The sequence below is a fragment of the Phormidium tenue FACHB-1052 genome, from assembly GCF_014696675.1.
In the GTDB taxonomy this organism is placed as follows: domain Bacteria; phylum Cyanobacteriota; class Cyanobacteriia; order Phormidesmidales; family Phormidesmidaceae; genus Nodosilinea; species Nodosilinea tenuis_A.
The window spans coordinates 640,178-666,069 of the sequence record NZ_JACJQN010000001.1 but is presented as its reverse complement, the minus strand read 5'-3'; the positions used below and the strand labels follow the sequence as shown (position 1 = coordinate 666,069).

The 25,892-nt window shown below is 56.2% G+C and carries 26 protein-coding genes and 1 tRNA gene; 12 read left to right on the top strand and 15 right to left on the bottom strand.

All coding sequences use genetic code 11. The features are described 5' to 3' along the window. Positions 1-146: 146 nt before the first annotated feature. A complete protein-coding gene (locus H6G07_RS03060) occupies positions 147-578 on the bottom strand; it encodes a pentapeptide repeat-containing protein (RefSeq protein WP_073606484.1) in 432 nt (143 codons plus the stop codon). 273 nt (positions 579-851) lie between these two features. Between H6G07_RS03060 and H6G07_RS03055 the strand changes: the two genes are divergently transcribed. Beyond that, positions 852-1,271 (top strand): GNAT family N-acetyltransferase, encoded by a 420-nt coding sequence (locus H6G07_RS03055; RefSeq protein ID WP_073606485.1) that lies wholly within the window; start codon positions 852-854, stop codon positions 1,269-1,271. Positions 1,272-1,318: 47 nt separating this feature from the next. On the opposite strand, the gene H6G07_RS03050 is transcribed toward H6G07_RS03055, so the two are convergent. From H6G07_RS03050 to H6G07_RS03040, 3 genes are all read right to left on the bottom strand, one after another. Then, complete coding sequence (locus H6G07_RS03050; RefSeq protein ID WP_073606486.1) at positions 1,319-2,272, bottom strand: pseudouridine synthase; 954 nt, start codon at positions 2,270-2,272, stop codon at positions 1,319-1,321. A gap of 70 nt (positions 2,273-2,342) precedes the next feature. Further along, on the bottom strand, positions 2,343-3,053 hold the full coding sequence (locus H6G07_RS03045) for a J domain-containing protein (protein ID WP_073606487.1): 711 nt from the start codon (positions 3,051-3,053) through the stop codon (positions 2,343-2,345). A gap of 57 nt (positions 3,054-3,110) precedes the next feature. Beyond that, the gene (locus tag H6G07_RS03040) at positions 3,111-3,560 is read right to left on the bottom strand and encodes a protein tyrosine phosphatase family protein (RefSeq protein WP_073606488.1); all 450 of its coding nucleotides are present in this window, start codon (positions 3,558-3,560) and stop codon (positions 3,111-3,113) included. A 61-nt stretch (positions 3,561-3,621) separates the two neighbouring features. Between H6G07_RS03040 and H6G07_RS03035 the strand changes: the two genes are divergently transcribed. From H6G07_RS03035 to H6G07_RS03025, 3 genes are all read left to right on the top strand, one after another. Continuing rightward, on the top strand, positions 3,622-4,203 hold the full coding sequence (locus H6G07_RS03035) for a thioredoxin family protein (protein WP_073606489.1): 582 nt from the start codon (positions 3,622-3,624) through the stop codon (positions 4,201-4,203). Between the two features lie 131 nt (positions 4,204-4,334). After that, a complete protein-coding gene (locus tag H6G07_RS03030) occupies positions 4,335-5,213 on the top strand; it encodes a phosphate/phosphite/phosphonate ABC transporter substrate-binding protein (protein WP_073606490.1) in 879 nt (292 codons plus the stop codon). A 307-nt stretch (positions 5,214-5,520) separates the two neighbouring features. Further along, on the top strand, positions 5,521-7,563 hold the full coding sequence (locus H6G07_RS03025; RefSeq protein WP_084172818.1) for a DUF8082 domain-containing protein: 2,043 nt from the start codon (positions 5,521-5,523) through the stop codon (positions 7,561-7,563). A 111-nt stretch (positions 7,564-7,674) separates the two neighbouring features. On the opposite strand, the gene H6G07_RS03020 is transcribed toward H6G07_RS03025, so the two are convergent. From H6G07_RS03020 to H6G07_RS03005, 4 genes are all read right to left on the bottom strand, one after another. Continuing rightward, a complete protein-coding gene (locus H6G07_RS03020; RefSeq protein WP_073606491.1) occupies positions 7,675-8,610 on the bottom strand; it encodes a c-type heme family protein in 936 nt (311 codons plus the stop codon). A 250-nt stretch (positions 8,611-8,860) separates the two neighbouring features. Continuing rightward, on the bottom strand, positions 8,861-9,937 hold the full coding sequence (locus H6G07_RS03015; protein WP_242026586.1) for a hypothetical protein: 1,077 nt from the start codon (positions 9,935-9,937) through the stop codon (positions 8,861-8,863). Positions 9,938-10,160: 223 nt separating this feature from the next. Next, positions 10,161-10,448: a small RNA NsiR4-regulated ssr1528 family protein gene (locus H6G07_RS03010; protein WP_073606493.1), complete on the bottom strand. Its 288-nt coding sequence runs from the start codon at positions 10,446-10,448 to the stop codon at positions 10,161-10,163. 76 nt (positions 10,449-10,524) lie between these two features. Next, complete coding sequence (locus tag H6G07_RS03005) at positions 10,525-11,232, bottom strand: GntR family transcriptional regulator (RefSeq protein WP_073606494.1); 708 nt, start codon at positions 11,230-11,232, stop codon at positions 10,525-10,527. A 591-nt stretch (positions 11,233-11,823) separates the two neighbouring features. Here H6G07_RS03005 and H6G07_RS03000 point away from each other — a divergent pair. From H6G07_RS03000 to truB, 4 genes are all read left to right on the top strand, one after another. Continuing rightward, positions 11,824-12,708: an ABC transporter substrate-binding protein gene (locus H6G07_RS03000; protein ID WP_084172819.1), complete on the top strand. Its 885-nt coding sequence runs from the start codon at positions 11,824-11,826 to the stop codon at positions 12,706-12,708. Between the two features lie 16 nt (positions 12,709-12,724). Further along, the gene (locus tag H6G07_RS02995; RefSeq protein WP_073606496.1) at positions 12,725-14,014 is read left to right on the top strand and encodes a dicarboxylate/amino acid:cation symporter; all 1,290 of its coding nucleotides are present in this window, start codon (positions 12,725-12,727) and stop codon (positions 14,012-14,014) included. Positions 14,015-14,062: 48 nt separating this feature from the next. Further along, the gene (gene msrA, locus H6G07_RS02990; protein WP_073606497.1) at positions 14,063-14,722 is read left to right on the top strand and encodes a peptide-methionine (S)-S-oxide reductase MsrA; all 660 of its coding nucleotides are present in this window, start codon (positions 14,063-14,065) and stop codon (positions 14,720-14,722) included. An 85-nt stretch (positions 14,723-14,807) separates the two neighbouring features. After that, positions 14,808-15,683 carry a tRNA pseudouridine(55) synthase TruB gene (gene truB, locus H6G07_RS02985; RefSeq protein WP_242026584.1) on the top strand — a complete coding sequence of 292 codons (876 nt, stop codon included), beginning with the start codon at positions 14,808-14,810 and terminating at the stop codon, positions 15,681-15,683. 33 nt (positions 15,684-15,716) lie between these two features. Here the strand turns inward: truB and H6G07_RS02980 are convergent, their stop codons facing one another. After that, complete coding sequence (locus tag H6G07_RS02980) at positions 15,717-17,195, bottom strand: alpha-amylase (protein WP_073606499.1); 1,479 nt, start codon at positions 17,193-17,195, stop codon at positions 15,717-15,719. A 581-nt stretch (positions 17,196-17,776) separates the two neighbouring features. Here H6G07_RS02980 and H6G07_RS02975 point away from each other — a divergent pair. The 4 genes from H6G07_RS02975 to H6G07_RS02960 all read left to right on the top strand — a co-directional run bounded on the left by H6G07_RS02975 (position 17,777) and on the right by H6G07_RS02960 (position 21,301). Continuing rightward, on the top strand, positions 17,777-18,283 hold the full coding sequence (locus tag H6G07_RS02975; protein ID WP_073606500.1) for a GNAT family N-acetyltransferase: 507 nt from the start codon (positions 17,777-17,779) through the stop codon (positions 18,281-18,283). A 155-nt stretch (positions 18,284-18,438) separates the two neighbouring features. Beyond that, complete coding sequence (gene tftA, locus H6G07_RS02970; RefSeq protein ID WP_073606501.1) at positions 18,439-19,797, top strand: hormogonium tapered terminus morphoprotein TftA; 1,359 nt, start codon at positions 18,439-18,441, stop codon at positions 19,795-19,797. A 158-nt stretch (positions 19,798-19,955) separates the two neighbouring features. Further along, positions 19,956-21,170 carry a SpoIID/LytB domain-containing protein gene (locus tag H6G07_RS02965; protein WP_073606502.1) on the top strand — a complete coding sequence of 405 codons (1,215 nt, stop codon included), beginning with the start codon at positions 19,956-19,958 and terminating at the stop codon, positions 21,168-21,170. 57 nt (positions 21,171-21,227) lie between these two features. Continuing rightward, positions 21,228-21,301: transfer RNA gene (locus H6G07_RS02960), tRNA-Val, on the top strand. Between the two features lie 185 nt (positions 21,302-21,486). Here the strand turns inward: H6G07_RS02960 and H6G07_RS25970 are convergent. The 6 genes from H6G07_RS25970 to H6G07_RS02930 all read right to left on the bottom strand — a co-directional run bounded on the left by H6G07_RS25970 (position 21,487) and on the right by H6G07_RS02930 (position 25,872). Beyond that, positions 21,487-21,750 (bottom strand): hypothetical protein, encoded by a 264-nt coding sequence (locus H6G07_RS25970; protein WP_199311850.1) that lies wholly within the window; start codon positions 21,748-21,750, stop codon positions 21,487-21,489. A gap of 234 nt (positions 21,751-21,984) precedes the next feature. Next, on the bottom strand, positions 21,985-23,148 hold the full coding sequence (locus H6G07_RS02950; RefSeq protein WP_073606503.1) for a lipase family protein: 1,164 nt from the start codon (positions 23,146-23,148) through the stop codon (positions 21,985-21,987). Positions 23,149-23,212: 64 nt separating this feature from the next. Then, positions 23,213-23,872, bottom strand: coding sequence for a hypothetical protein (locus tag H6G07_RS02945; RefSeq protein ID WP_073606504.1), 660 nt, complete (start codon positions 23,870-23,872; stop codon positions 23,213-23,215). A 74-nt stretch (positions 23,873-23,946) separates the two neighbouring features. Continuing rightward, a complete protein-coding gene (locus H6G07_RS02940) occupies positions 23,947-24,201 on the bottom strand; it encodes a Txe/YoeB family addiction module toxin (RefSeq protein ID WP_073606505.1) in 255 nt (84 codons plus the stop codon). Beyond that, entirely contained in the window at positions 24,198-24,449 is a 252-nt protein-coding gene (locus H6G07_RS02935) for a type II toxin-antitoxin system Phd/YefM family antitoxin (protein ID WP_073606506.1), read from the bottom strand. Before H6G07_RS02935 ends, H6G07_RS02940 begins: the two co-directional genes overlap by 4 nt. Before the next feature lie 58 nt (positions 24,450-24,507). Continuing rightward, positions 24,508-25,872 (bottom strand): GH1 family beta-glucosidase, encoded by a 1,365-nt coding sequence (locus H6G07_RS02930; protein WP_073606507.1) that lies wholly within the window; start codon positions 25,870-25,872, stop codon positions 24,508-24,510. Positions 25,873-25,892 lie beyond the last annotated feature (20 nt).

The window sequence follows — 25,892 nt, the reverse complement described above, 5'->3', positions numbered from 1 at the left end:
CTGAGTCGATAGGTACAGACGCAGCGGCCCCGAGTCAGCTAAGTTGTCAGTATTAAACGCTCTACCATTGTGATGACGGGTATGCCCACTAGCTGCCCCTAGTTCACGAGTGGCCCCGCCATTACATGGCCATGATCGGCGTGATGCTAGTCGCCGCCAACGCTAATTGGAGTGCCTACAATATCGGCTCCAGTCAGATTGGCATTGAGAAATGACGCTCCGGTGACCTCGGCAAAGTAAAGGGATGCCTCAGTTAAATTGGCCTGGTCGAAAGTAGCATTTTCGAGCAGGGCGTTGGTCAAAAAGGCGCGGGTGAGGTTGGCACCAGTTAGATCGGCACCGCTTAGGTCAGCCCCTTCCAGGTTCGATTCTAGGAGAGTTGCGCCTGCTAAATTGGCATCACGCAGGTCAGCGCCAATGAGGTGAGCCTGGGTAAGATTGGCCCCTGATAGATCGCAGCCCTGGCAGAGGTTGGTTTCGAGAAGCTGCTGGACATGGGCCGGGTTTTCGGCTTGAGCAGGTAGACCGAGCGCTAACGGGATAGCGATCGCGGCCCCAGCAAGGAGAGTGAGTTTCATGGAGGAATCCTCCGCTATTGGTGATCAGTGCCAGCACTGCTTGGGTGAGTCCTAGCTGACGGAAGTAGCTTGCCATTGCCCCTTAATTTCGCGTGCATTCTGCCCTAGGCAGAGAGGGGAACTAGGTTGCAGCTACACCCATACTGTATCGGTGGCCTTGGCCCTTGCCATCGGCAGTAAGATAGGTCTTGCGCCTGTGCTACTTCTTGATCGTAGCCCTTTCTTTGGGCTGCTGGGTCAGGATATCCGTACCGTAAAGAATCGCAATCACCCATGCTTACTGTTATTCATCAGCTCACCCCGGCCCAGGTTGAGCAGCTTCACCAGATGTATTTGCAAGAGTGGTGGAGCAGCGATCGCGCCCTAGCCGATGTGCCGCGCCTGCTGGCCAACAGCGACCTCCTCTTTGGCCTGTGGAGCGAAGAGACGCAGCGACTGGCGGGCTTTTGTCGAGTGCTGACGGACTGGGTGTATCGGGCGATCGTATTTGATGTGATTGTGGCAGCAGACCATCGTGGGCAGGGCTTGGGGGCAATGCTGATCGAGCAAGTGATCCGTCACCCCCAGCTCTCCCAGGTGGAGTGTATTCAGCTATTTTGCACCCCCGAGATGCAGCCCTTTTACGAAAAATATGGCTTTGGTCAGGCGGAGCAGCTGTTGATGGTGCGGCCTTGTGGGGGAGGTAAGGAGTAGGGCGTGGGGACGTGGGGTGTGGATGGAGTTCGCTGATGTGAATGAGCTTAGCGACTGGAACTCTGCAATAGGGTGGGGGCAGGGCAGAGAATTTCTAAAGGCTCTTGGGTGCGGGGATGGGGGAGGGTTAGATGGTAGGCGTGCAGGTGGTAGCCAACGTCGCCGGGGACGGGAACTCTGCCAGTTTCAGATGGTTTAATCGGCAGCGGTAGGCCGCCGACCCCGTAGAGGGGATCGCCGATGAGCGGAAACCCTGCCGCCGCTAGGTGAATGCGAATTTGGTGAGGTCGCCCGGTGCGAATGGTGACTTCTACTAGGGTGGAATCTATATTGCGCTGGATAATCAGGCCCTCGCTGTAGGAGGGTAGACCAGTGGGCGAGGCCGCGTACACATACCCCAGCGCTGGGTGATCGACTTTGCCAATGGGGGTTGTGAGGGTGAACGCATCGGGCAAGTCGCTGGCCCCAATCAGCGCTCGATAGGTCTTGCGAATGGGGTGTGGGGCCTGGGGATCGTGGGCTGCTGCGGTCGAGTCGCGTAGCTGGCGGCTGAGCACAGCACGGGCCAGGGGCGATCGCCCCAGCAGCATTACCCCCGACGTGCCCCGCCCCAGCCGATGCACCGGAATGGGCGGATTTTCGGGATAGCGCAGCCTGAGCTGGTGCAGCAGCGTATGGGTGAGAAAACCCCCGCCAGGCAGCACCGGCAGACCCGACGGTTTGGCGATCGCCATCAAATCCTTATCTTCATACAGCACCTCAAACTCCAGCGGTGCCTCTGGCTCCTCCCACGGGGGGCGATGGTAGTCCAACCTGTCCCCTGCACTGAGGCGATCGTCGTCGGCTAGGGCAATGCCGTTTTGGCGAATTTGGCCGGATAGGATGCGATCGCGCCATATCGCCCGACTAAATTGCCTGTAACGACTGCTGTAGAAGTCGAGGACGGTGAGACCCGCTTCGGCGGAGGTGATGCGATCGGTGTAAACCCATCCTTGATTCATATCAGTTCTATATATGGGAAGGTCTCCTGAAGATGGTGCATCGCTGCGCGGATGCACCCTACGAGACACCTTACACCAACCGCTTCAACCGCTCCTTTGCATCCGCCCGCAGCTGCTTTACCCGTCGAAACAGCTCTGTTCCGGTGTGAATATAGCTCTCCTCATAGCTCATCGTGAAGCGATCGAACTCATCCAAGCCATCCTCTAGCAGCCCCAGGCAGTGGTAAATGTCCGCTGCCACTCCCGCCATACTCGCCGGATTCGCCATCGAGTTAAACTTGCTCTGGGCTTGCTCTAGCCAAGTGCGGCCCTGCTCTAAATAGGCCATGAACCCCTCCATCAGCTCATCGTCGAAGGGGTCAGCCGACAGCTTGCGAATCTCCGTTCTGAGGGGCGACATGATTTTACCCAGCAGCCTGTCCACTGGGCCATACACCAGCTTTAGCCAGGCATCTTCCCGCGCTTCAGACGATTGCGTGGCTTGGCGGGCCTGGCGATATACCGCAGCAGCGGCAGCGGTGCGCTTCGCCCGGTTGGCGGCACTCTCCACTGGGTCAGTAGCCACAAACCCCTGGCGCTGCTGGTCATAAACGGTACGCCGCGACGGGTCACCAATGACTTCGTAGGCAATGTTGATGCGAGCAATGCGATCGTGGGAGGCCTGATCGCTCTTGCTGTCGGGGTGATATTCCTTGGCCAGACGACGGTAGGCGCGCTTAATCTCTGCCTGGGTCGCTGACTCTTGAACCTCAAGGGTTTGGTAGTGGGTCTCGTTTGCCATAGAGACATTTTAGGGGAGGGAGGGGGTGGGGGGTAGGGGGAGGTGGGGAAGATGGGGTTAGGTTAGGGATTGGTCGATGAAGGTTTGCCAGGTGGGGTTGGGGTGCCAGATGCGGTGGAGGTCGGCGATCGCCACCGCTGGGTTTATCCCCAGGCGCAGCACGCGGTAGAGATAGACAAAGGCAGAGACGCGCATGTTGAGCGCACAGTGAACCAAGACCTTAACGTCGCGGTTGCGATCCATCACTTTAAAGAAGATGGCCAGGTCTGCTGGGGTTGGCGCTTCCCAGACTACCGGAACGTGAAAGTAGGTGATCCCCAGACTTTTCAGCACTTCGGCTTCGTTGGGGATGGCGTGGTCGGAGGTGGACAGCGCCAGGTTCACCACGACGGTGTAACCGGCCTCGGCCACCGCTTTAAACTGCTCGGCGGTGGGCTGCCCGGCGGTACCCAGGGTAGGCGAAAGGGCCAGGTAGTTGCGGATGGCCTGCAAAGCATCAGCGGTCATAGCCAGATCCCTCAGTAGGATTCAGTACGATAAAGAAAACTCACCCTGGAGACTTCATCCCATGGCTATGGTGGAATCTACCATGCTGCCCCTGGGCACCGCTGCCCCCCACTTTGAACTCAGAGACGTCGTCAGCGGCCAAACCATTAACCTCGGCACCTTTGCCGATGCCCCGGCCCTGCTGGTGATGTTTATCTGCCGCCACTGCCCTTTTGTGAAGCATGTGGAGCAAGAACTGGCCCGCTTGGGCCGAGACTACGGCCCTAAAGGCGTGGGCATCGTCGCCATCAGCGCCAATAGCCTACAAACCCACCCCCAGGATGGCCCAGAACACCTCAAGGCCCAGGCCCAAGACGTGGGCTTCACCTTTCCCTACTGCTTTGACGAAACCCAGGAGGTGGCCAAGGCCTACACCGCCGCCTGCACCCCCGATTTCTTTGTGTTTGACCAGGCCAAAACCCTGGCCTATCGAGGCCAGCTCGACGACAGCCGCCCCGGCAACAACCTGCCGGTTACGGGCGCAGATCTGCGGGCAGCACTCGATGCCGTGCTCGCGGCTGAGGCCATGCCTGGCCACCAAAAACCCAGCATTGGCTGCAACATCAAGTGGACCCCGGGGAATGAACCGGACTACTTTGGGTAGCGCGATCGCCCCCCAGCCTCCCAAACGTCACAGAATACAAAGAAGATCTGGATTATTCGAGCCGTCGATCTAAGCTGCAAACACGGGTGCAGAGTTTCGGGGAGAAACCTCGCTCAAGGTTGTGGATCGCTATGAGTCGATGGCGTCGGTTATTTAAATTCTGCCTGGTGGGCCTGATGGCGGTGGTGCTGCTCCAGGCGATCGGCTGCGGCCCAGCCAAAGTAGCCGACCAGCCCCTGCGGCTGACGATAGGGCTGGTGAGCTACGACGACGGGGCCAGCTCATTAGAAAAATATCAGCGCTTTCAGACCTACCTGGCCGAGCAGCTCAAGGCGGTAGTGGAGCTAGAGCCAGTGTTCAACGAAATTCGTGCCGTTGAGCAAATTCGTGATGCCAACTGGTCGCTGGTGTTTGCGCCCTCGGGATTAGCTGCGATCGCCATGGCCGAAGCCAACTACCTCCCCATCTTTCCCATGCTGGGTGCCCCCAACCAAAAATCGGTGCTGGTGGTGCGCAGCGATAGCCCGTTTCAGGCGCTGGGCGATCTGGCCAACCAAACCCTCGCTCTAGGGGAAGCTGGATCCGCCACGGGCTACTATCTGCCCCTCTATGACCTTTACGGTCTCACCCTCAAGGCCATTGAGTTTTCCTCCACCCCCGCCACAACCCTAGAGTGGATTGCCAGCGGTCGAGTGGCCGCCGGGGCTATGTCAGAGGACGCCTTTCAGCAGTCCCGCAGCGCATTTGCGGGCGACACCTTTCGCGTTTTGCATGCCAGCCGGGCCATTCCTCCAGGGGCGGTCTTGATCAGCCCCAACGTCGATCGCAACCAGCAGCAGTACCTTGAGCAAGCCATGCAAAATGCCCCATCCAACCTCACCGCCGATGCGGGCTACGTTCCCAACGCGCCTCCGCCCGACCTCAGTCAGCTAATTGCCTTGGTTAACAAAGTGCGGCCCTTAGAGCCTCGCGTCAAAGAGCAGCCTGCGGTGCTAACCCTCGGCCCCTAGCCCTAGATACGGCACCCGTGAATCCTTTGTCTATCGGCTTTACCAAGGTTCTTGGAGCGTGAGTTGTGAGACGGCGCGAGGCCTATCCGTAGGCTAGAATTAGGGCCAAAGCTACTTTCTGAGGAACGTTGTTTACTGCATAGTTTGCTGTTAAAGCGGCGGCTAAAACGATAGATCTCAGGTGTAGGGGTGCATGCTATACCATCATCACCGTCTGCGAGGCCTTCAGGAATCGCCGCCCATAGGGTGAAGTTCACGGTAGTTAACCGCATCGGTTCGTTAGCTGTTTAGACGTCTCTAGCAACCCTTGGAGCTGACTCGTGTGACCCATGGCCATCGCACCCTAGCCGCTATTATGCTGACCGATGCGGTTGGCTTTAGCGCCCGCATGTCAGTACAGGAAGAATTAACCCTCTCCCAGCTCGAGCGCGATCAGGCGCTGATGGAAGCACTCTGCGAGCAGTTTGAGGGCAAAGTGCTCAAATCGACCGGCGATGGCCTGCTGATGTACTTTGCCAGTGCTGTGCAGGCCGTCACCTGCGGGCTAGAGATCCAAAAAGAACTGCACCGCATCAACGCCCATGGCGAGGGTGAACCCGCCCTGCTGCACCGCATTGGCATCCATTTGGGGGATGTCTTTTTTAGCCAGTCTGACGTCATGGGCAACGGGGTCAACATTGCCGCCCGCCTGCAAACCGAAGCGCACCCCAGCGGCATTTGCATCTCTAAAATTGTCTACGACGTGGTCAAGTCACGCTTAGATCTAGACACCACCTACGCCGGGCCGCTCCAGCTCAAAAACATTCAAGAGCTGGTGCCGGCCTACCATGTCCACGCCCTACCGAGGGAGAAAAATGAGGCCAGCCCCTCGGCAATCACCACCGAAGAAGGGCTGGAGGCACCGCCTGACGTCTCTACAGACCGCCAGCTCTTGGCCCCCGGCACCAAGGTGGGCGGTCGCTACATCGTCCAGCGCGTGCTGGGGCAGGGCGGCTTTGGTCGGTCTTACTTAGTCGAAGATTCCCAGCGGTTTGGTGAGGCCTGCGTGCTGAAGGAGTTTTTTCCCACCAAAAAGTCGGGGAGCAACCTGCAAAAAGCCCTGGATCTATTCAAGCGAGAGGCCAAAACCTTATATCAGCTCGATCATCCCCAGGTACCCAAATTTCTGGCCTGCTTTACCCAGAAAGAGCGCCTGTTTATCGTGCAGGAATATATTGACGGCGTGCCCTATTCTCAACTGATCAAGCAGCGCCGTCAGCAAAACAGCCAGTTCTCTGAGGCCGAGGTCGTGCAGTGGCTGATGCAGATGCTGCAAGTGCTGGATTATCTCCACGGTTTGAATATTGTGCACCGCGATATTTCGCCGGACAACATTATGTATTGTCGCGATCGCAGCCTGCCGGTGCTAATCGACTTTGGCCTAGTCAGCGACGCCATTAGCACTCTGCTATCGGACGAGGTGACCGCCGCTGACGATGCCCAGCCTGCCACCATGGTGGGCAAATTTGGTTACTCACCGCCCGAGCAAATTCACCTGGGCCAGTATTTCCCGTCTAGTGACCTCTACGCGCTGGGGGTGACGGCGATCGTGCTGCTGACTGGCCGCTATCCCCGCGACCTGATCGACCGGGAGTCGCTGGAGTGGCACTGGCAAACCCACGCCAGCGTGAGCCCAAGCTTGGCCGCCACCCTCACCCAGATGGTGCAGCAGAAACCAAAGGCCCGGTTTCAATCAGCCCGCGATGTGATGCAGTGCTTGTTGCCCCTGGCAGAGGCAATCAAAGCCCCGATCTCTCCCCTAACTGTTGCACCGGCTGGCTATCGGCTCACCGCCCCGGCAGACACGCCCAAGACGCCCTTTTCCGAGCTGCACAATCCTTTATTTGTGGAGGCCTGCCGCCAGGAACTCGCCCGCTGTATTGGCCCCATGGCCAGCGTGATTGTCGAAGACATGATCGAGCAACACCCCCAGGCTACACCGGAGCAATTTGTCGAAATCTTGGCGAGTCAGCTATCAAATGGTCGCCAGGCCACCGATTTTGTCAGCCGCATTCAGGGTGTCGTAGACAACAATGCCGCCAGCCTAATCGATACTTCCCAGGAGCTTACGGCTGCCGACCCAGAGTCAATATTGGATGCCGTAGCTCCGGCCAAAGAGCACCCCAGTCCAGAATTCGTGAACCGCTGTCGGCAAGCGCTGACCCGCTGCATTGGCCCCATGGCCAACTACCTAGTCGAAGACACCCTGGCCGATTTTCCTCACCTCTCGCCCCAAGATTTGGTGGCTCGCCTAACGGCTGAAATTCCTGACCCCAAAAAGGCAGAAATCTTCCGGCAGCAAATGCAGTAGGGGCACAGCCGATCGCGCTATTTGAGAGTCAACGCAGAAATAGATGACAGCGGACACTCTAGCTGTTGAATGAATTGCGATCGCCCCTAACTATCGAGCCGATTAAGACGCTTACTTACCGGAAAAATCTCCCGAATTGCGTCGCCCTTCGCGGTAGCGCTCTAGGCGCTGCATGGCCATTTGCAAACTCATTTGCATGCGGTTAAACGCTTCAGCTAGCTTGCCCACTTCGTCATTAGAGTCTTGGCTAAACTCCGCCACCGGGTCACCCATGCTGGCCGCTTCCGCCGCTAAGGCCATGCGGTTGAGGGGGCGCACCACGTAGCGCTTAAGCCAGAGATTTACCAGCACGATCGCCAGCGAAAAGGCTATCACAAAAATGCCGAGGATCAGCACAAGCGACTGGCGGGCACTCTTCAGCACCTTTTCGGCGGGCACTGAGATTATTTGAGCCCCAACAATTTCATCTAAATGCCAACCAAAGCCGTTGTTGGCACCGTAGCGCTCGATCAGGCTGGCGGGGGCAGCGGCAGGGGTGCTGTGGCACTCTAAACAGCTCGGCTTGCTAATTTTGATGGGGCGAGCAATGTAGTAGAGGTCACCCGCCGGAGTTTGCCGAAATCCACTGGTTTCGTGGGCTATGCTCTGCTGTTTAAATTGTTCGACGAGCTGGGTCTCAAAGCCATCGGCTTTATCTCTTAAATTGGTGGGGTTGAGGGTGGCTTCTTTATAGAAAAAGTCAGCATAAATTGGGTTGCCGCGAAAGGTTTCAAATACTTCGCGTGCAGAATAGGCGGGCACCGTTTCCGGCAAAAATTCAGTCTCTAGCCGTGCGATCAGTTCTGGATTAACCTGATTAGTGGTGTAATCTCGCACAGAATTCATCGTTTCCATCAACATTAGGGCGTTGGTGGTGAGCTGAGCCTGGGCGCTCTTGTTGAGAACCGAAGATAGGGCAATGCTGCTGGCAATAATGCCCCCCACAAATACGAGCAGCAGCAGCAGGGTAAATTTTTGGCCGAGTTGCAAGTTATCGAGCTTGAGCATGGAGTGGCATGGGTGGATAGTTGCGTCATCAAATACACTTGCACCCGGCCTGCTTCCGGAGACGCCAAGGGTTTTGCAAAGAAGAGTAATACTTCCGTTGCCCAAACCCTCTGGCTGCGGCGCAGATGCTGTCAATTGTAGAGCGAAGTTTACCCACCTAAAGGGGCTATTAACAGTTCAACATCTGCGAAGAATTAGCGTTGGGTAGCCTGTTGCCTGAGATCAAAAAACCTTAAGTTAATTAAGTTTTCTACTTAAGCTGGGCCAGCTTCTGGTTGGCAGATCTGAGCATTTCGCTGGCCCGAGCATGGCTGGTGGTGTTGGGCTGAACTTTTTCTAAATCGTTAATGATGTCTTGCAGCAGGCTGGCAATTTGGTTACGCTCCATGCCCTCTAGGTTTTGGGCCAGCATACGAGTGCTTTTTTCGTTGGCGCTGTCAAAGGCCCTGGCGGAGGACTCTTCCTTGGCAATATTTTCCTGCACAATGCCGAAGTTAGTTTGGTATTGGGCTAGCAGGGTCTGGGCTTCGCTGTAGCCAGGGTCTTCGATGGGGATATTTTCTAAACGGGCGATCGCCGTTTCCCAGAGCCCCGCCATGGTTTCCCAGCGGGCGGCACTGTGGGGCGGGTTTTGGCCAGCGACGGCAGCTTCATAGCCAAAGGCTTTGGCCGCATCGACCAAGGTGCCCGAGCGATCGCTACCAGCGACATTGCCCGCCACCTGCTGATAGTCGCGCTGGTAGGCATCCAGCTTAGTCGCCGACTGCCGCCCGGCCAGGGTTTCTGGTGGAATTTCGTTGAGCCGATCCATCCCCTGCTGCCAGGTGGTGAGGGCTGTGGCCCGGTCGGTGCTAGATTCTGCCGTTTGAAATGCCTGCTGTGCCCCATCGACGGCCATGGTGCCTTGCGCCAGCAGAGTTTGGGCGTTGCGCTCCTGAAACACGACGGCCTCCATGCGGCCAATTTCGGCGCGGGCGGTCTCAAACTCATCGAGGGTAAACCGCCAGCTACAGCCCACAAACCCACAGTAGCCCTGCGGGTAGTAGCCCAAAAACCACACCGGCAGACCGTCCAAATGCTCTTGGGCCTGGGTGACTTTTTCTTCACCTAGTTCAATATCTTGGGCTGAGGTGGCCTGATTTACCAGTTGGTCGGCCTGCTCTACCAATGACACGGCTTGCCGATAGTCGCGATCCATTTTGATGTAGCTGGGCAGCAGAATCAGGGGAGCCGTCTTGGCTACCGGCCAGCGAATCATGGGGTAGGGCAGGTTGAGCACCCACGTTACCCCGGCCAGCCCGGCCACCGTCACTAGTGCCGAACCCAAACACCCAACTGTACGAGCCACCATAACCGTTGTTTCTCGATCAAAGCAAAAGCTGTTTCAGTGTTCCCCTGGGAGGCAGATCTGTTGCTTTGGAGGGCCATCGAGTTGTGTTGATTTAGCGATCGCTAGCACCGCAGCACCGCAATGCCATTTCAACACTTACAAAAAACCCCGCATCCCAGAACTGAGATGCGGGGTTTCGCAGTTGAACGACTAACCGAGGCTACTTGCCGCCGTAGAAGTAGGCAATCTCTTTGTCTTTGAGGGGCGCAAAGTCGGCGGCTTGCAGCATGGCGTTGAGGTCATCGGCGGCGAAGTGCTTGGCCCCAATGCGCACAATGCGCGATCGCATCGAGTTTGACACCCCGCTGCGCTGCCGGTCGGCTTCTTTGGCCATCACGGTGTGGTAGAGGTCGAGCTTAGCGGCGGGAATCGGGGTGCCATCGAGGTCAATGCCCGCTGCGATCGCAGCATCGACGGCATCGGCCCCGGTGGTGGGTGTCTGAGACATGGTGGCTAGTCCTGCTAATGTGAGTAGTCTCAAAATCCTACCAGAGCGCGATCCCCGTCGCTGACCGCGCCAGCCGCTAGGCCTTGGTCGCCGCGACGGGTTGACTACTCTCGATCTCCTTGACCACGCGGGTTTTGCTGGCGCTCAGGTGTTGGCTAATGGCCGCCACGGCCACCTCTGGGTCGCGGGTGCGAATGGCCTCGTAGATTTGGCGATGCTCTAGACGAATATCAAGCACATTGGGGTTTTGCTGAAGGGTTTGAATGCGCAGCAGCGCCATGGCATCAAACAGGCTGTCTAATAGCGACACCAGCCGCCGATTGCCCGAGCCTTCGGCAATTAGATGGTGAAACTGGTAGTCAACATCGAGTAGGCTCTCAGCCGAGAGGCTGCCGTGGCTGTTGGCGGTAGCCTCTTCGGCCTTGGCTACACAGGCGGCGATCGCCGCCATCTGATCCTCCGTGGCGTGGGTGCAGGCCCCGGCCACTGCCAGCGCCTCTAGGGCCAGGCGACAGTCGTAGAGTTCTTCGGCATCGGCGGCGGTAATGGTGGTCACCCGCAGTCCGCCGCTGATGTCGGCAGTCACCAAGCCGTCTTGCTGAAGCTGGCGCAGAGCCTCGCGCAGGGGGGTGCGGCTGACCTGGAGCCACTCGGCGAGCTGGGTTTCTACCAGGCGATCGCCCGGCGCAAGTGCCCCGGTCAAAATGGCCGATCGCAGCGCGTGGTAAACCTGCTCATACAGAGACTTGCCGCGATTGATGGTAGGGGGAGACGATAAAATCACAGGCGGCTTAACCTCTGGAGCAGGGAGAATACTGGCCCAATGGACTGCCGTAACACGCTGTGCGGCTAGGACGGCAATACTTCCTAATCATACAAAGTTGACCCCTAATAGGGGCTGAAAAAGTGCTCAAGGGGCAGAAATGCCGCATTAAACCGGCAATCACTAAAGAATTGCTGAACTGAACCGCCCCCACAACCCTGGCTGAGGTTGGAGAAGCTAAGGGAGCGATCGCCCCTGTCCCCTGGCAATACCGACCTATTCTCGATTTTCATCAGGGCTGTCCACCGTTGCCTAGGCCCTCCTGACCTATCATCCCATCGCTCTACCCTTGGTTGGCTCCATAATCTGCCGATGCGGCAGTGATGAGGGCGTTAGCCTTTGACCTCAGCGGTTCCAGCTTGTCTTCAGACCTCGAACAACTGCTGTCTGGGCAAGATCGTTAATTCTTGATCAGAGCGCTGAAGGTGTTTCTAAAAAAGCTCTAGACTCTAGAGCTAAGCCAGGTACTAAAACACAGCTTTCAGCACCTGATGAGCCCTGTAGAGAGCGGCCAAATAGACCAGATGAGAAACGTTTATTTGGGTAAGTGGCATGGGTACACCGGGGTTACTACGGTGGTTTAAGGTCTTAGTGCTGGTTGGTGTGGTGTGCAACTGCGTGCTGTTTAGCTTAGGCGCATCAGCCTGGGCTGCGGATGCCGCTGCCCAACCCCTAACCGAGCTTGATCGCATTAAGCAACAGGGTCGGCTTGAGGTGGTGATGTTCTTTGAGGACGTGCCGCCTTTTTTTATGCACAATCGCCAGGGCGTCTTAGTAGGCATTGACCCCCAGCTCGCTCAAGATATTGCCGAAAAACTTGGCGTAAAGGTGAGCTTTAATCGCCAGCCCCAGACCTTTGATGCCGTGATTGATCGCTTGGCTCTAGGGGAAGCTGACATCGCCATTAGCCTGCTCAGCAACACCTTGAACCGCGCCTTACAGGTCAACTTTTCAGAGGAGTATGTGGTGCTGCGACAAACGTTGTTGGCCAACCGCTTACAGTTAGCCCAACGCTTTCCCCAGGCCCAGACCAACGACGAAATTCGTGCTCAATTGAACCAAGCAGGGCTCAAAATCGGGGTGATTCAAGGTACCTCCTACGTCGACTTTCTCAAAACCGACTACCCTCTGGCCACGCCAGTGCTCTATTCCGACTTCAGCCGCATGATTCGCGATGTGGAGACCGGGGATCTGTTTGCCCTGCTCTACGACGAGCTAGAAGTTTTGAACTGGCGCTATGACCACCCCGACATTGGGCTGCGGCTGAAAATGATTTTGCTGGGCGATCGCCAAGACACGATTGCCATTGCCGTCAACCGCCAAGACAAAGAATTGCTGACCTGGCTAAATCTCTACCTGGCCAAAATGCGCAATGACGGCAGCCTCGATCGGCTCATAAAAACCTACTTAGAACACAGCGATTGGCGCACCCAATAGACCCCATCTCCGCCCTATGACTCGTAAACAGCTCTTCAACTTAGCCCTCAACCCCTGGGTCGTGATCGGGGGCATTGTCGCCGGAGCCCTTTTGGGCTGGCACTTTCCCCAGCTAGGGGCTCAGCTTGCGCCCCTGGGCAGCCTTTACACCAGTCTGCTGCAAATGTGCGTCATTCCCATATTGCTCACCGCCGTCATTGGCAGCATTAGTCGGTTGTTTATTCACGGCAGCGCTCAAAACTACATTTTGCGACTGTTTGGGCTGATTACAGCGGGCCTGGCAGGGGCTAGCGTCATCGGCATCGGGGTGGGGCTGCTCTGGCACCCAGGGGCAAACCTGGCCCCCTCAGCGCGAGCTACCCTCGGCACCCTGATTTCAGACTACGAATTTAACCTCTCCACCACCCCAGCGATAGAACCCAGTCAGGCCGGTCTTCTGCTGTTTTTTGACCAGATGATTCCTGACAATATTTTCTTCTCCCTCAGCCAGGGAGAGCGGCTGTCGGTGCTGTTTTTCTCCATTGTGGTGGGGGTGGCGTTGGGTTCCATTGGCAAGCGCAAGGCCCGCCCCGTGCTCATGGTGCTAGAAGCCCTCTACGAAACCTTTCTCAAAATTACCTCCTGGCTCATGTACCTGCTGCCCATCGGCCTGTTTTGCCTGGCAGCCGGTCAACTCGCTCAGCTCGGCCTCAACATTGTCGGGGCCGTGCTCAAGCTGGTGATGCTGATCTACCTATGCTGCCTGATTTTGCTTGCTCTCTACAGCCTGTTGATGTGGCTGCGGCTGCGGGGCAACCCCTTCCACACCTTAGAGGCGCTGCGAGAGACCATGGTGGTAGCGCTGGGTACGGCCAACAGTTTCGCCGCCATTCCTTCCGCCCTGCGAGGACTGCAAGATAAGCTGGGCACCGACAAAACGGTGACCGATCTGGTGTTGCCCCTAGGCATTACCCTCAACCCACCGGGGTCGGTGTGCCATTTTGCCCTGGCCACCGTTTTTATTGCCGACATCTACGGCGCTCATTTGAATCCGGCTGACTACGTCGTCATCTTTTTAGGCGCAGTCTTGGCAGGTATTGCGGCCTCGGGTGCTCCTGGCGCGGTGGCCCTGGCCATGATCTCGATTATCTTGCAGCCCCTGGGTCTGCCGGTGGATGTGGCTCTGATTCTATTAATCGGCATCGACCCCCTTGTGGATCCGCTAATTACCCTGGTGAACGTGCAGGCCAATTGCGCTACCACCATACTGATGGATGCGCCTCAGCCGCTGCTCCAGCCGACTCTTCAGAGCGCGACCCAGGGGTAGGCAATAGTATGCTGATGAGAGAATCACTATTCATAAAAAGCGCTTGTAATGCCGATGATTCGCAGGCTGTTGTTAGGTTTACTGCTGCTGGCCACCCTGGGGCTGATGTGGGATGCCCTACCCTTCTACGCTACCGCCGACTTAATGCCTCCGGCAAAGGTGGCGGTCACTGACCCCAGCCTAGCCACCGCCACCTTTGCCGGAGGCTGCTTCTGGTGCATGGAAGGCCCATTTGATGAGCTAGACGGCGTGATTTCTACCACCTCGGGCTATACCGGCGGCACCAAGGCTGACCCCACCTACTCCGAAGTTTCTGCCGGGGGCACAGGCCATGTGGAAGCGGTGCAAGTCGTCTACGACCCCGCTAAAGTCACCTACGAAACGCTGCTGCAAGTCTTTTGGCAGAATGTCGATCCAGTCGACAGCCGGGGCCAGTTCTGCGACAAGGGCAGCCAGTACCAGGCCAAAATCTTTGCCCAGGACGATGACCAGTTGGCCCTGGCCGAGCAGTCTAAGCAAGTGCTGAGCCGTCAGGCAACGTTTAGAAAAACCCCCATCGTCACCGCCATCGAGCCCGCCCAGACTTTTTACCCTGCCGAAGACTACCACCAGGACTATTACCTCAAGCACCCGCTGCGCTACAAGTATTACCGCACGGCCTGTGGGCGCGATCGCCGCCTAGCCGAGGTTTGGGGCAGTGGAGAGTAGAGGGTAGGGAGTAGGGAAAACCTTGTAACCCCGCCAAAATCTAAAATCCAAAATCTAAAACAAACCGACTACCGTGCAGGGATTTTTGAACTTCTACAAGCCCCAGGGCATGAGTTCCCACGACTGCGTGGGGGCCGTGCGGCGACTGACGGGTATCAAAAAAGTGGGCCACGGGGGGACGTTAGATCCTTTGGCTGAGGGCGTTTTGCCCATAGCCGTAGGGCGAGCCACGCGCCTGCTGCCCTACCTGCCCGAGGGCAAGGCCTATCGAGCGGTGATTCGCTTTGGTCTTACTACTACCACTGACGATCTAGAAGGCGAAATTTTGACCCAGCAGGCTGCCGATCGCCTCACGGTAGAGGCGATCGCGGCCTGCCTGCTCGAGTTTGAAGGGACAATTGACCAGGTGCCCCCCGCTTTTAGCGCCATTCAGGTGCAGGGGCAGCGCCTCTACGATCTGGCCCGCAAGGGCCGAGTCGTCACACCGCCCTCGCGCACGGTGATTATCCACCAACTCACGGTGCAGCACTGGCAGCCGGGGGAGCAGCCGGAGCTAACCCTAGACATAGACTGCGGCCCTGGCACCTACATTCGCTCGATCGCACGGGATTTGGGCGATCGCCTCAGCACCGGAGCCACCCTGGCCCACCTCACCCGCACTCGCAGCGGCGGCTTTGACGCGTCCCACAGCCTGACGCTGGAGACCGTGGCGGATTTGATCGAAAAGCAGATGCTGGAGTTAGTGGATCCAGCGATCGCCCTGGAGCATTTACCAGCGATCGCCCTTCCCGCTGAGCTAGCCCTGCGCTGGCAGCAGGGGCAAAAGTTTCCGCCCACCATGGTGATACCGTCAAACACTCCCTACCGAGTGCTCAACGAGTCAAACGGAACCTTTTTGGGCATCGCCCAGCTTGAAGAACGGGAAGAAGGGCCGATTCTCAAAGCAAAAATGGTGCTCTAAGCCAGTAGAATCGCCCCCTACTCCTTCACTCCCTTAATCCTTCGGCACCCACACCGAAACTGACCCAGCCTCGCAGCTAAACTCAGCCCAGCCTTCGTCGTTGGTGGTGACCGGCTCGCTGATGTGCTCAGTAATGTCGTAGTAGGTGCGGTTGGGCTGGCCCACCTCCATCCATTTGCGACCATCATCGCCGTTGGTCAGCACCACGGCCATGCCGCCGGGGTTTTCTTCGTTGCCGAGCCGAGTCCAGCCAATGGTGCTGGGGTGGTCAAAGTAGTCATACTGGTCGCCAAAGGCGTAGGTGCGGCGCACGTGCAGAAACTTATCAATTAGCCACTTATGGCTGTCGAGCCAAATCTCATATTCGCCGCCGTCGTTGCCGTTGTCTTTGTAGTGAGCCCCGTAGTAGTCGGCATAGAAAATGCAGGGGTAGCCATCCTGGCGCAGCAAAATCAGCGCGTAGGCCAGGGGCTTAAACCAGGGCTCCACCACCGATTCGAGCGATTGCAGGGGTTGCGAGTCGTGGTTGTCTACCAGCGTAACGGCGAGAGCGGGCTGCTCTTTGACCAGGGTGTTGTCAAAAATGGTGGTGAGGTCATAGTCGCCACCGGCTTTGCTGGCCTCGCTGAAGTTGTAGTGCAGGGGCGCATCAAACAGATGCACATCGCCCTCGGTAACTTCAATAAAGTGGTGCAGCGCCTCAATTTCGTAGGACCAATATTCGCCTACTGCAAACAGCCTGCGGCCCGCCTCGCGCCGACAGTGCTGGAGCCAGTGGGGAAAAAAGCCTGCCCGCACGTGTTTCACCGCATCAAAGCGAAAGCCATCGACCTGGGTGGTGTCGGTGTACCACGATCCCCACGCCTTGAGACCGTCGCGCACCTCGTCCGACTCCATGTCGAGGTCGCAGCCCATCAGATAGTCAAAGGCACCTTTTTCGAGGTCAACGTTTTCATCAAAAGACTTGCCTTGAAATAAATAAACCGCGTCGTAATCGGGATCATTGTCGTCGTAGTCAACGGCGTCAAAATGCCACCAGTGCCACTCCATATCAGAATATTTGCCCTGGCGACCGGGAAACTTAAAGTGCGTCCACACTTTGACCGTGCGATTTTCGCCAATTTGCTCATGGCGATTGTCGTGGCTCATGGGGGTGGCTTCGACTTCTTCAAGGGCATCGCCGCCCATCATGTGGTTAAACACCACGTCGGCATAGACTCGAATACCCGCTTCTTTGGCGGTTTTTATGGCCTGAAGGTATTCGTCTTTGGTGCCGTATTTTGTGCGAACGCTGCCTTTTTGGTCAAATTCGCCCAGGTCATATAAGTCGTAGACGCTGTAGCCGACGTCGTAGCCGCCAGCGTTGCCCTTGTAGGCAGGGGGGAGCCAAACGGAGGTAATGCCAGCCTCTGCCAAGTCTTTTGCGTTCTTAGCAAGCTCATTCCACAGGTTGCCGTCAGGCTCAATATACCAGTGAAAATATTGCATCATCACGCCATTCGGCTCAGACATAGCCCGCAGTCTCCGTTAGGTAATAAGAAATGTTAGCTCCGAGATTATGGCAGATGTCTTTGGTTTTTCTAGTCTGTCTATTGGGATATTGCCAAAGATTCTGATTTCTGCTTAGCTGTTTACTATTGCGCTTTTGGGTAAGAAGGGAATGCTGCTTTATTTGGTTTCTAAACACCACTAAGTAGGCATCTTCATACGTATTGCTTACTACATTAGACGCACTCTTCTTTGTGAATGATAAAACTTAAAGAACGTCAGTTTCAGCCAGTTCACCTTCAAGGCGGCGGAGAATGCGATCGCACCCCTCCAGCCTCTCAATCGCCGCTTCCAGCTTTTTGAACTTGCGCGTAGTCACCCGCACTCGACTCTCCCGGCAACCTGCCGTCTAGTTAAAGGCCTCAACCAAGGCTTCAGTTCTTCTTTGCTAGGCGTTTGAGCAGCTTGCCCGAAGGAATGTATGAACTAAATGTATGAATTAAATGGTTACCTGCCATCGTTGGTAGGACTAGCGGTTCACCGTAGCTCCGTTCATACTGCGATCGCACCCAACCCCAGTTTCTATCTAGCCTGAATTAGACCCTATGACCTCCACCGCTGATCGCTCGATTCGCTCGATTGAGATTCGCCCCGCTACCCCCGCCGATATTCCCGCCCTGGTGAATTTGATCAAAGCCCTAGCCGATTACGAAAAGCTGGCCCACGAGGTGACCGGCAAACCGGAGGATCTGGAGCGGGCACTGTTTGGCGATCGCCCCTACGCCGAAGCCCTGGTGGCCTGGGTAGACGGACAGCCGGTGGGTATGGCCCTGTTCTTTCACAATTTTTCAACTTTTTTAATGAAGCCCGGCATTTACCTGGAAGACATCTTTGTGTACCCCGACTATCGCGGACAGGGCATTGGCAAAGCGCTGCTAGTGCAACTGGGCAAGCTGGCCCTAGAGCGCGGCTGCGGTCGCTTTGAGTGGAGCGTGCTCGACTGGAACACTCCGGCGATCGAGTTTTACCAGCGCATGGGCGCTGAGATTAAGCCCGAGTGGCAGACCTGCCGGGTGACGGGGGAGGCGTTAGAGGCGTTTGGGGAGATGTAGAAATTCAAGTTCTCAATTTTAAGTTTTGAGTTTTGAATTTCTGATGCAGGGCATGAATTCAAAACTCAAAACTAAACACTCAAAACTTTCTCCCACTCCCCTTCCCCATTTCCTAGGTATGATTCTGGCCAGAGCGTCTCAGAATTCGGTTCTATATGGCACAGATTTTTATCTCGGCGGGCCACGGCGGCTTTGAGAATGGGGTGGTAGACCCCGGTGCCGTGCTGCCCAACACCACCGAAGCGGCGGAGATGATTCAGATTCGCGATTTGGTGGTGGCTGAGCTGAGGTCGCGCCAGCTCGCGGTGTTGTCTGTGCCCGACGATCTCAGCGCCGCCGCTACCCTGGCCTGGATTAACGCCCGCTGTCGCCCTGAAGATGTGGCCCTCGAAATTCACGCTGGGGTGTTTAGTGATCCGGCGGTGAGGGGGTCGGCGGTGTTTTACATTGCCAAAAACGACACGCGTCGCACCCATGCCGAAATTGTGCTGCTGGCCCTGCTGCGCCGCATCCCCCAGGTGCCTAGCCGAGGTGTCAAGCCCGACACCGAGTCGCCGACGGGTCTGCTGCCCTTTTGTCGCAACCTGGGCTGCCCGTCGCTGCTGATGGAGGTGGGCTATCTGAGCAATCCCCAGGATCTGGCCGTCATTCAGCGGCAGCGGCGCGATGTGGCCCTCGGTATTGCCGACGGGCTGGCCTCTTGGAGCCGCGCAGTGGGCAGCGGCACCCCCACCGCCCCAGGGAGCAACCTGCCCGAAATTCGCATCAATCTCAACGGCGGCATCTACCCAGAGACTGGCATTATCGTCAACGGCAATGCCTACGTGCCCATCGACATTGCCGACCTGCTGGGGATCGACGCGACCAGTTCCCCCAACATCACCCGCATTCGCTATGCCAATGTGGTCTATATCAAGGCGGTGGACCTGCAAAATTACAACGTGACCGTGACCTGGGATGCGGCTAGCCGCACGATTCGGCTGCGATCGCGCACGGGCACTCAATTTTGCCCTGGCTCGATGGATCGCATCATGGGCAACGGCAGCACGTCAGATACGCAGTTGACCCTGTTTTTGCAGAGCGTCAACCAGGGTGCCGTCAACACCTACCGCGACCTGCCCAAGCTCTACCGCGAAGAGGCCGCGATCGAGGGGGTCAACCACGACATCGCCTTTTGTCAAATGCTGGTCGAAACCAACTCCCTCAACTTTGGCGGCAGCCTCAACCCGGCCCAAAACAATTTTGGCGGCATTGGCTCACCCACGGGCGGGCCAGAGGGGTCATCGTTTCCCAGCGCGCGGGTGGGGGTGCGGGCGCAGATTCAGCACCTCAAGGCCTACGCTAGCCTCGACCCCCTGGTGCAGCGCCAGGTCGATCCACGCTTTCTGTTTGTAGTCAGGGGAGTTGCGCCCTTAGTCGATCAACTCAGCGGTCGTTGGAGCGCCGACCCAGAATATGGTCGCAAAATCATGGCCTTTCTGCGAAGGCTTTATGAGCCGATCGTGCCGCCCTAAGCGACCAGTTTGATTGCTGGCTCTGCCGAGGCAACCTGCGAGCGCCGAGGTCGTCATAGGAATGATTGGATCCTAATGTGCCGGGCTGAGCCATCGGTGATACCGTAAAAAGCGCTGTCCGGTGATCCCCCACGTTCTCCTACGTTCTGCCGTAACCGATGACTTTACTTCGCCAACCTCTGTTTGGGCTGCTGCTCAGCCGCTCCCTAGGCTTTCTCAAGCATGGTTTTAGCCTGTCGGTGCTGTGGTGGCTAGCGACGCTGCCGGTGCAGGCGGCGGTCGAAATGCGGGTAGCCGTGGGCGATCGCCTCAATCAAGCGGTGGTCGGTAGCTCGACCCCAGCGGTGGTCAAAAACGGGGCTGGCCAGGGAGTGGGCCAAATTCCCCAGGGGCGATCGGTTACCGTCACTCCCCAGGGAGGCGGGTTGAAATTAGCTGACTGGCAGGGGCAGTCCTTTTGGGTCGAGCCGACCGGCGGTGGCTATATCTTTATCAACGAAAAATGGTATCGGGGTCGGGTGCTGGTGGTGCCCATCGACGGCAAAGTAACCGCCGTCAACTGGGTGGATCTCGAAGCCTACCTCTACGGTGTGGTTGGCGGCGAAATGCCTGCTAGCTGGCCCCAGGAGGCGCTTAAGGCCCAGGCGGTAGCGGCTCGCTCCTACGCGCTCTATCGGCGCGATCGCACCCAGGGCGACTTGTTTGATGTAGGGGGCACCACGGCTCACCAGGTCTATGGGGGGCTGGCTGCCGAGGCTCCCTCGGTGCAGGCTGCTGTCAACGCTACCCAGGGCCAGGTGCTGACCTACGGCGGTCGGGTGATTGAGGCCGTGTTCCACTCCTCCTCCGGCGGCTATACCGAAAATTCCGAAGATATTTGGCAGCGCGCTACTCCCTACCTCCGGGCCGTAGCCGACTACGACCAAGAGGCCCCGGTGTTTCAGTGGTCTGAAACCTTTTCGACTCAGCAGGTGGCGCAGCGCATCACCGGCATTGGCCGTCTGACTGGGATCGTCACTGAGCGAGCCACGCCCCAGGGGCGCATCGCCTCTATTCGGCTTCAGGGCACCCAGGGCACCCGCACCATGACGGGTACTGAGCTACGCCAGGCGCTGGGTCTCCGCAGTTCGCTGTGCTCCCTGACCCTGGCGGGCGATACCCTGCGGGTTGACGGGCGTGGCTATGGCCACGGTCTGGGGATGAGCCAGTGGGGCGCTCGCGGACTGGCCACCCGAGGTCAAAACTACCAGCAAATCTTGGCCCACTACTACCAGGGCACGGCCCTCTCGAACCTGCGAGTGGCCACTACTACCAAGCAGGATGCGCCGCTGCTGCTAGATCCCAAAATGCTTCAGCCAGTTTTTGGTCGGTAGCACTGGGCGGTGGAGGTTGCGATCGCGCCGCCCAATATGCTACTTTTATGTCTGCCCGGACGTATAGCTCAGTTGGTTAGAGCACCACGTTGACATCGTGGGGGTCACTGGTTCGAGTCCAGTTACGTCCATACCAAATTTAAAAATTACAGTGGCGTGCTCGTCTCCGGAGACGAGCATTCGATTACGGTGGCAAAGCACTATTCGAGCACCACTATCCAAAACTGGCCCTTTAAAGCCAATACATCGAGCCACCCCTGCAAAGTTTCCTCTGGGTCTTGCAGGGTAAGCCGAACTGATTCTTCTGCTTTCACTCTCAAGGGTGGGCCGTAGAACCCGGCAGGGTGAGGAGGGCAGAGGCAAAGAGCAATAAAACTGTGCTTTCGAGTAGGTACCCTTGCGATCGCTGATATAGATAGCGCCGTCGCAGGTCTGCCAGTCCAACTTTTTCGGTGTCACGGAGGCTGAGTAGGTCAGTGCTCCACTCCCAAAAGAATGTTTCATCTTTTATGCGGGTTAGCTGAAACCGCTGCTCGGCCTCTGCCAAGGTTGTAATCGCCTCTGTGATGGCAACCGACATCGCTTTTGCCTACTAAGATGCCTTTATTTTAAGTGATTGGTAGCGATCGCTCTCTTTGCGTAACAGCACTTCAGTTCCCGGCAGCATAAATTCATGGGGAATAGTGACGATTTGGTTTTCACAGCTAAATGTAGGGATACCTAGTGTGGCGCTTGCATCAGAAAGTATCTGTTTCTGGATGGTAGTTAGATGCTTTTAGTCGTATTTTTTGGGTTTCTAAAGATCCAAAATATTTCAAGACTCCCCAAACTCCCACCTTATGTATTCAATTTCTTCAAGCAAGAGATCTGTGGATGACCAATTTACGAAACCAGAAAAAACACATTCTGACGAAGCATTATAAACATAAATATGATAGACTCCAGCAAAATTCTTAAAGTATTTCAGTCTTCCACTTCGATCTTTAAATCTGATGGTGTCAACAACATCCTTATTTGAATGGAGCTTGATGCCGACCTGAGACATGCCAGGCACTTTCTTCAAAAGAAGGACTATCCTTTCAGAAAATTTAACCTGACTAGTAACTTGATTAGAAATAGATTGGGAAACTTCATGTAGCGTCCAATAGCTATTGTGTGCATCAACCGTGCTTGCGATGAGAGCAACTTCTTGTTGATTGATCTTGCGAGCTGCTGTCTCTAACAAATTTGCGTCTTTGCAAATAAACTGATCTCTAAATACGAGGTTGCTCTTGTCACTTAAGTTCAAACTTGTACTTAATGGATATGCAATTATGTCAGAGGCATGCACTACATTAAGCCACTTAATTCGTCTAGAAGTATAGTCTCGTATCTTCCGTTCAATGTCTTTAGCGTTGATGCCTAGCATCGCGTTGAAAAACAAAATTGGAGAACCCATCGTTGTGATACTGGAGAGAGATACTCTTCTAGTGTTCTCTCCACTTCCCTGTTTTGATATTATGCTTCGAATTACATGCGCTGGATCTCCATCCTCAAATTTGTCAGAGAAGAGAATATCCCATAAGATGACGGTTCCCAGCGAGTGGGCAATAATGTGGATCTCTTCTTCGTCTGGGTGCTTCTCCACAAATTTGAGAAGTTGATCTGCAATGAGCTGCCTAACTTCGCGGCCCTGCTTCTCATTCATATAGGTGAACATGTCACCCGCGAACTCTGAAATTAGACCTTCTCTAAACTGCCTATACCGAAATGATTCTTTGGCATTAACGCCAGGGTTACGTTTCTCAAGAGAATGCAAATCTTCGTCAATGTGATTCCAGATTTTGTTGAAGTCATTTAAAACGTGGCCCCAAAAGCTAGTATAAAAGTAGGGTAGCTTTTGATCGATTTGATTAAATTCTTTCTTGATGCCTTCGATAAGCGAGTTGGAGTATTTTACATCTCTAGTCGCAACGCCATGAATAAAGAAAACCAGCATAATTTAAATGTTTCTTGATTAGAAAATATACTTTAATTTGTGATTTTGAATATCAAGAGTAATGTCAGACTTCCTTTGCATTGCGCAGGAGTGACACATAAATCACACCCAATGTTAACCTTTCCCAGTTTGGTTGGTTCAGTGTCCAAACGACTCCGCCTGCTAAGACTGCCCACCCGACCGGGCCTAATACTAGGGCGATCGCCTGGCTCGTGCCCATATACACTGCAAACGGCAATGTCAGGCCTAAGGCATTCGTCAGCCCGCCCAGTACCGTACTAGCCATCAAATAGACACCAAACCCACTTATCTTAGCCACCGCCATTGCGCCACCGCCCAGCAGTAATGCTTCCAAGCGAGGGTCATCACTTTCTCGTTGCATTTCCATAACGACCTTTTGCTGCTGCTCGGGCGAGAGCTGGTCGAACATGTCGTGAAACAGCTTGGCTATCACTGCCGCTTCAATCTCCTGCGTGGGCAACTCATACCACTGTCGTTCGGCAAGCAGCATCAACCAGTCAATCCCCACATGGTCGGCAACATCTGTCACCACCTGCTTCCATGACGACTGCCAGAACAGTTGCCCGATAGTGCCAGCCCGCAAATATTTGATGTGATCACAGAGCGTATCTGGCTGGCTGCCAAATCCCGAACCCGTCAGTTCACCCAGTTCATGGCGCTGCTCATCTGTCGCGGCCTGGACAATATTGTAAAACTCGCGCACGGTAAACCTAAGGCAGTCGAGGGCTGTTAATGCTTTCAGGTTGCCCGGTTGCGATCGGGAATTATTGTCTTAACTTAGTAGTGGTATCGCAGTTGAGCGATCAGAATTGAGTCGTCTTCAACCTTGTAAACCATGCGGTGTTCATCGGTAATGCGCCTTGACCAGTAGCCAGACAGGCCGTGTTTGAGGGGTTCTGGCTTGCCAATGCCCTCAAACGGTTGGCGCTGAATGTCTTTGATCAGGGTGTTGATGCGGTTGAGGATTTTACGATCGCTTTTTTGCCAATACAGGTAATCTTCCCAGGCGTTGGCAGCAAAAATTAGCCTCACTCCAGCATCTCCCGCTCTTGCCCGCCGCTCGATTCGAGTTCTACTACAGATTCCAGCAATCGCTTCGCATTTTTGGGGCTGCGGAGCAAGTAGGCGGTTTCGGCTAGAGCCTGATAGTCTTCGAGCGACAGCATCACCACAGGCCGAGCATTGCTGCGGGTAATGGTAACAGGAGCATGATCGTCGCAGACCTGCTCCATAGTTTTGGCCAGATTGCTGCGCAGAGCGGTGTAGGTGATGGTGTCCATTTGCCTGGCGAACCCCAAAAGAGTACATGTACCAATAATTGTACAGTTTCTCTTGGAGCTACACCACCCGATTTTCTTCGATGCAGTGGGCGTACCAGTGGTAGCTGGCTTTGGGAATACGCTGTTGGGTGGCAAAGTCCACATAGGTGACGCCAAAGCGGCGATCGCGCCCATAGGCCCACTCAAAGTTATCCATAAAAGTCCAGAGGAAATAGCCCATGAGCGGATAGCCCTCCTGCACAGCGCGGTGGGCCGATCGCAGATATTGCTGTAGGTATTGGATGCGATCGAGGTCGAGCACCTCGCCAGCGGACGTGAGTTCATCCTGGGCGGCGCAACCATTCTCACTAATAAAGACGCGCAGCTCGGGGCGCTGAAGGGTATCGCTAATGTGGCGCACGCCCCAATAGAGGCTGTCGGGCAAGATATGCAGCCAGGGCATGTGCATGCGTGGGTAGCTCTGGGGAAAGGGCAGGCTTTCAAAACCCCTGGCATTGTCTGCCGCTCTCACATAGACCCCGGTGTAGACGTTGAACCCAAGAGAATCCAGCGGTTGGTGAATGGTGGCCAGGTCGCCGGGCAAAATGTCGGGGGCATTCTTGCCTAGGTCTGCCAGCAGTTGAGGATTGTATTCGCCAGTCAGGGCCGGGTAGAGAATGCCGCCGTTGGTGCCTGTGAGGGGAAAGGCGGCCTGGGCTGCGGCGATATCTGCGGGGGTATCGGTGAGGGGAACGGTGGCAAGATAGTTATCGACTAGTGCCACCTGGCAGGGCTGAGGTGAGGCGGCACGAATGGCTTGGCAGCCGAGACCGTGGGCCAGCAGGGCGTGGTGGGAGGTCTGCCAGACTTCCTTACTGGTTTTGACCACGGTGCCGGGGGCCATTTCGGGAACGTGGCCGACGCCGTAGCCGATGTGGGTAAAGCAAAAGATTTCGTTGAGGGTCATCCAGTGGGTGATGCGATCGCCCAGCTTTTTCACCACCACCGTGACATAGTCAGCATAGTCTTGAGCCATCTGGCGACTGCGCCACGAGCCATACTCGGCTTCGAGCGCCTGGGGGCTATCCCAGTGGAACAGGGTGGCGTGGGGCGTGATGCCAAACTCCAGCAGGGTATCGACCAGCTCGCCGTAGAAAGCTAAACCAGCATCATTTACCGCGCCGCGCCCCTCAGGAATGATGCGGGGCCAAGAGATGCTGAAGCGGTAGTGGCGCACCCCCAGGTCAGCCATCAGGGCGATGTCGTCGCGAAAGCGGTGAACGTGGTCGCAGGCGATCGCCCCGGTGTCGCCATGCAGCACCCGCCCCGGAGTTTGGCTAAACACATCCCACACGCTGACCCCGCGAGCATCTGCTGCCCCCTCAATCTGGTATGACGCCGTCGCTACCCCCCACTGAAACCCCGGCGGAAATGTATATACCATCGCTTTGTCCTAAATACTGT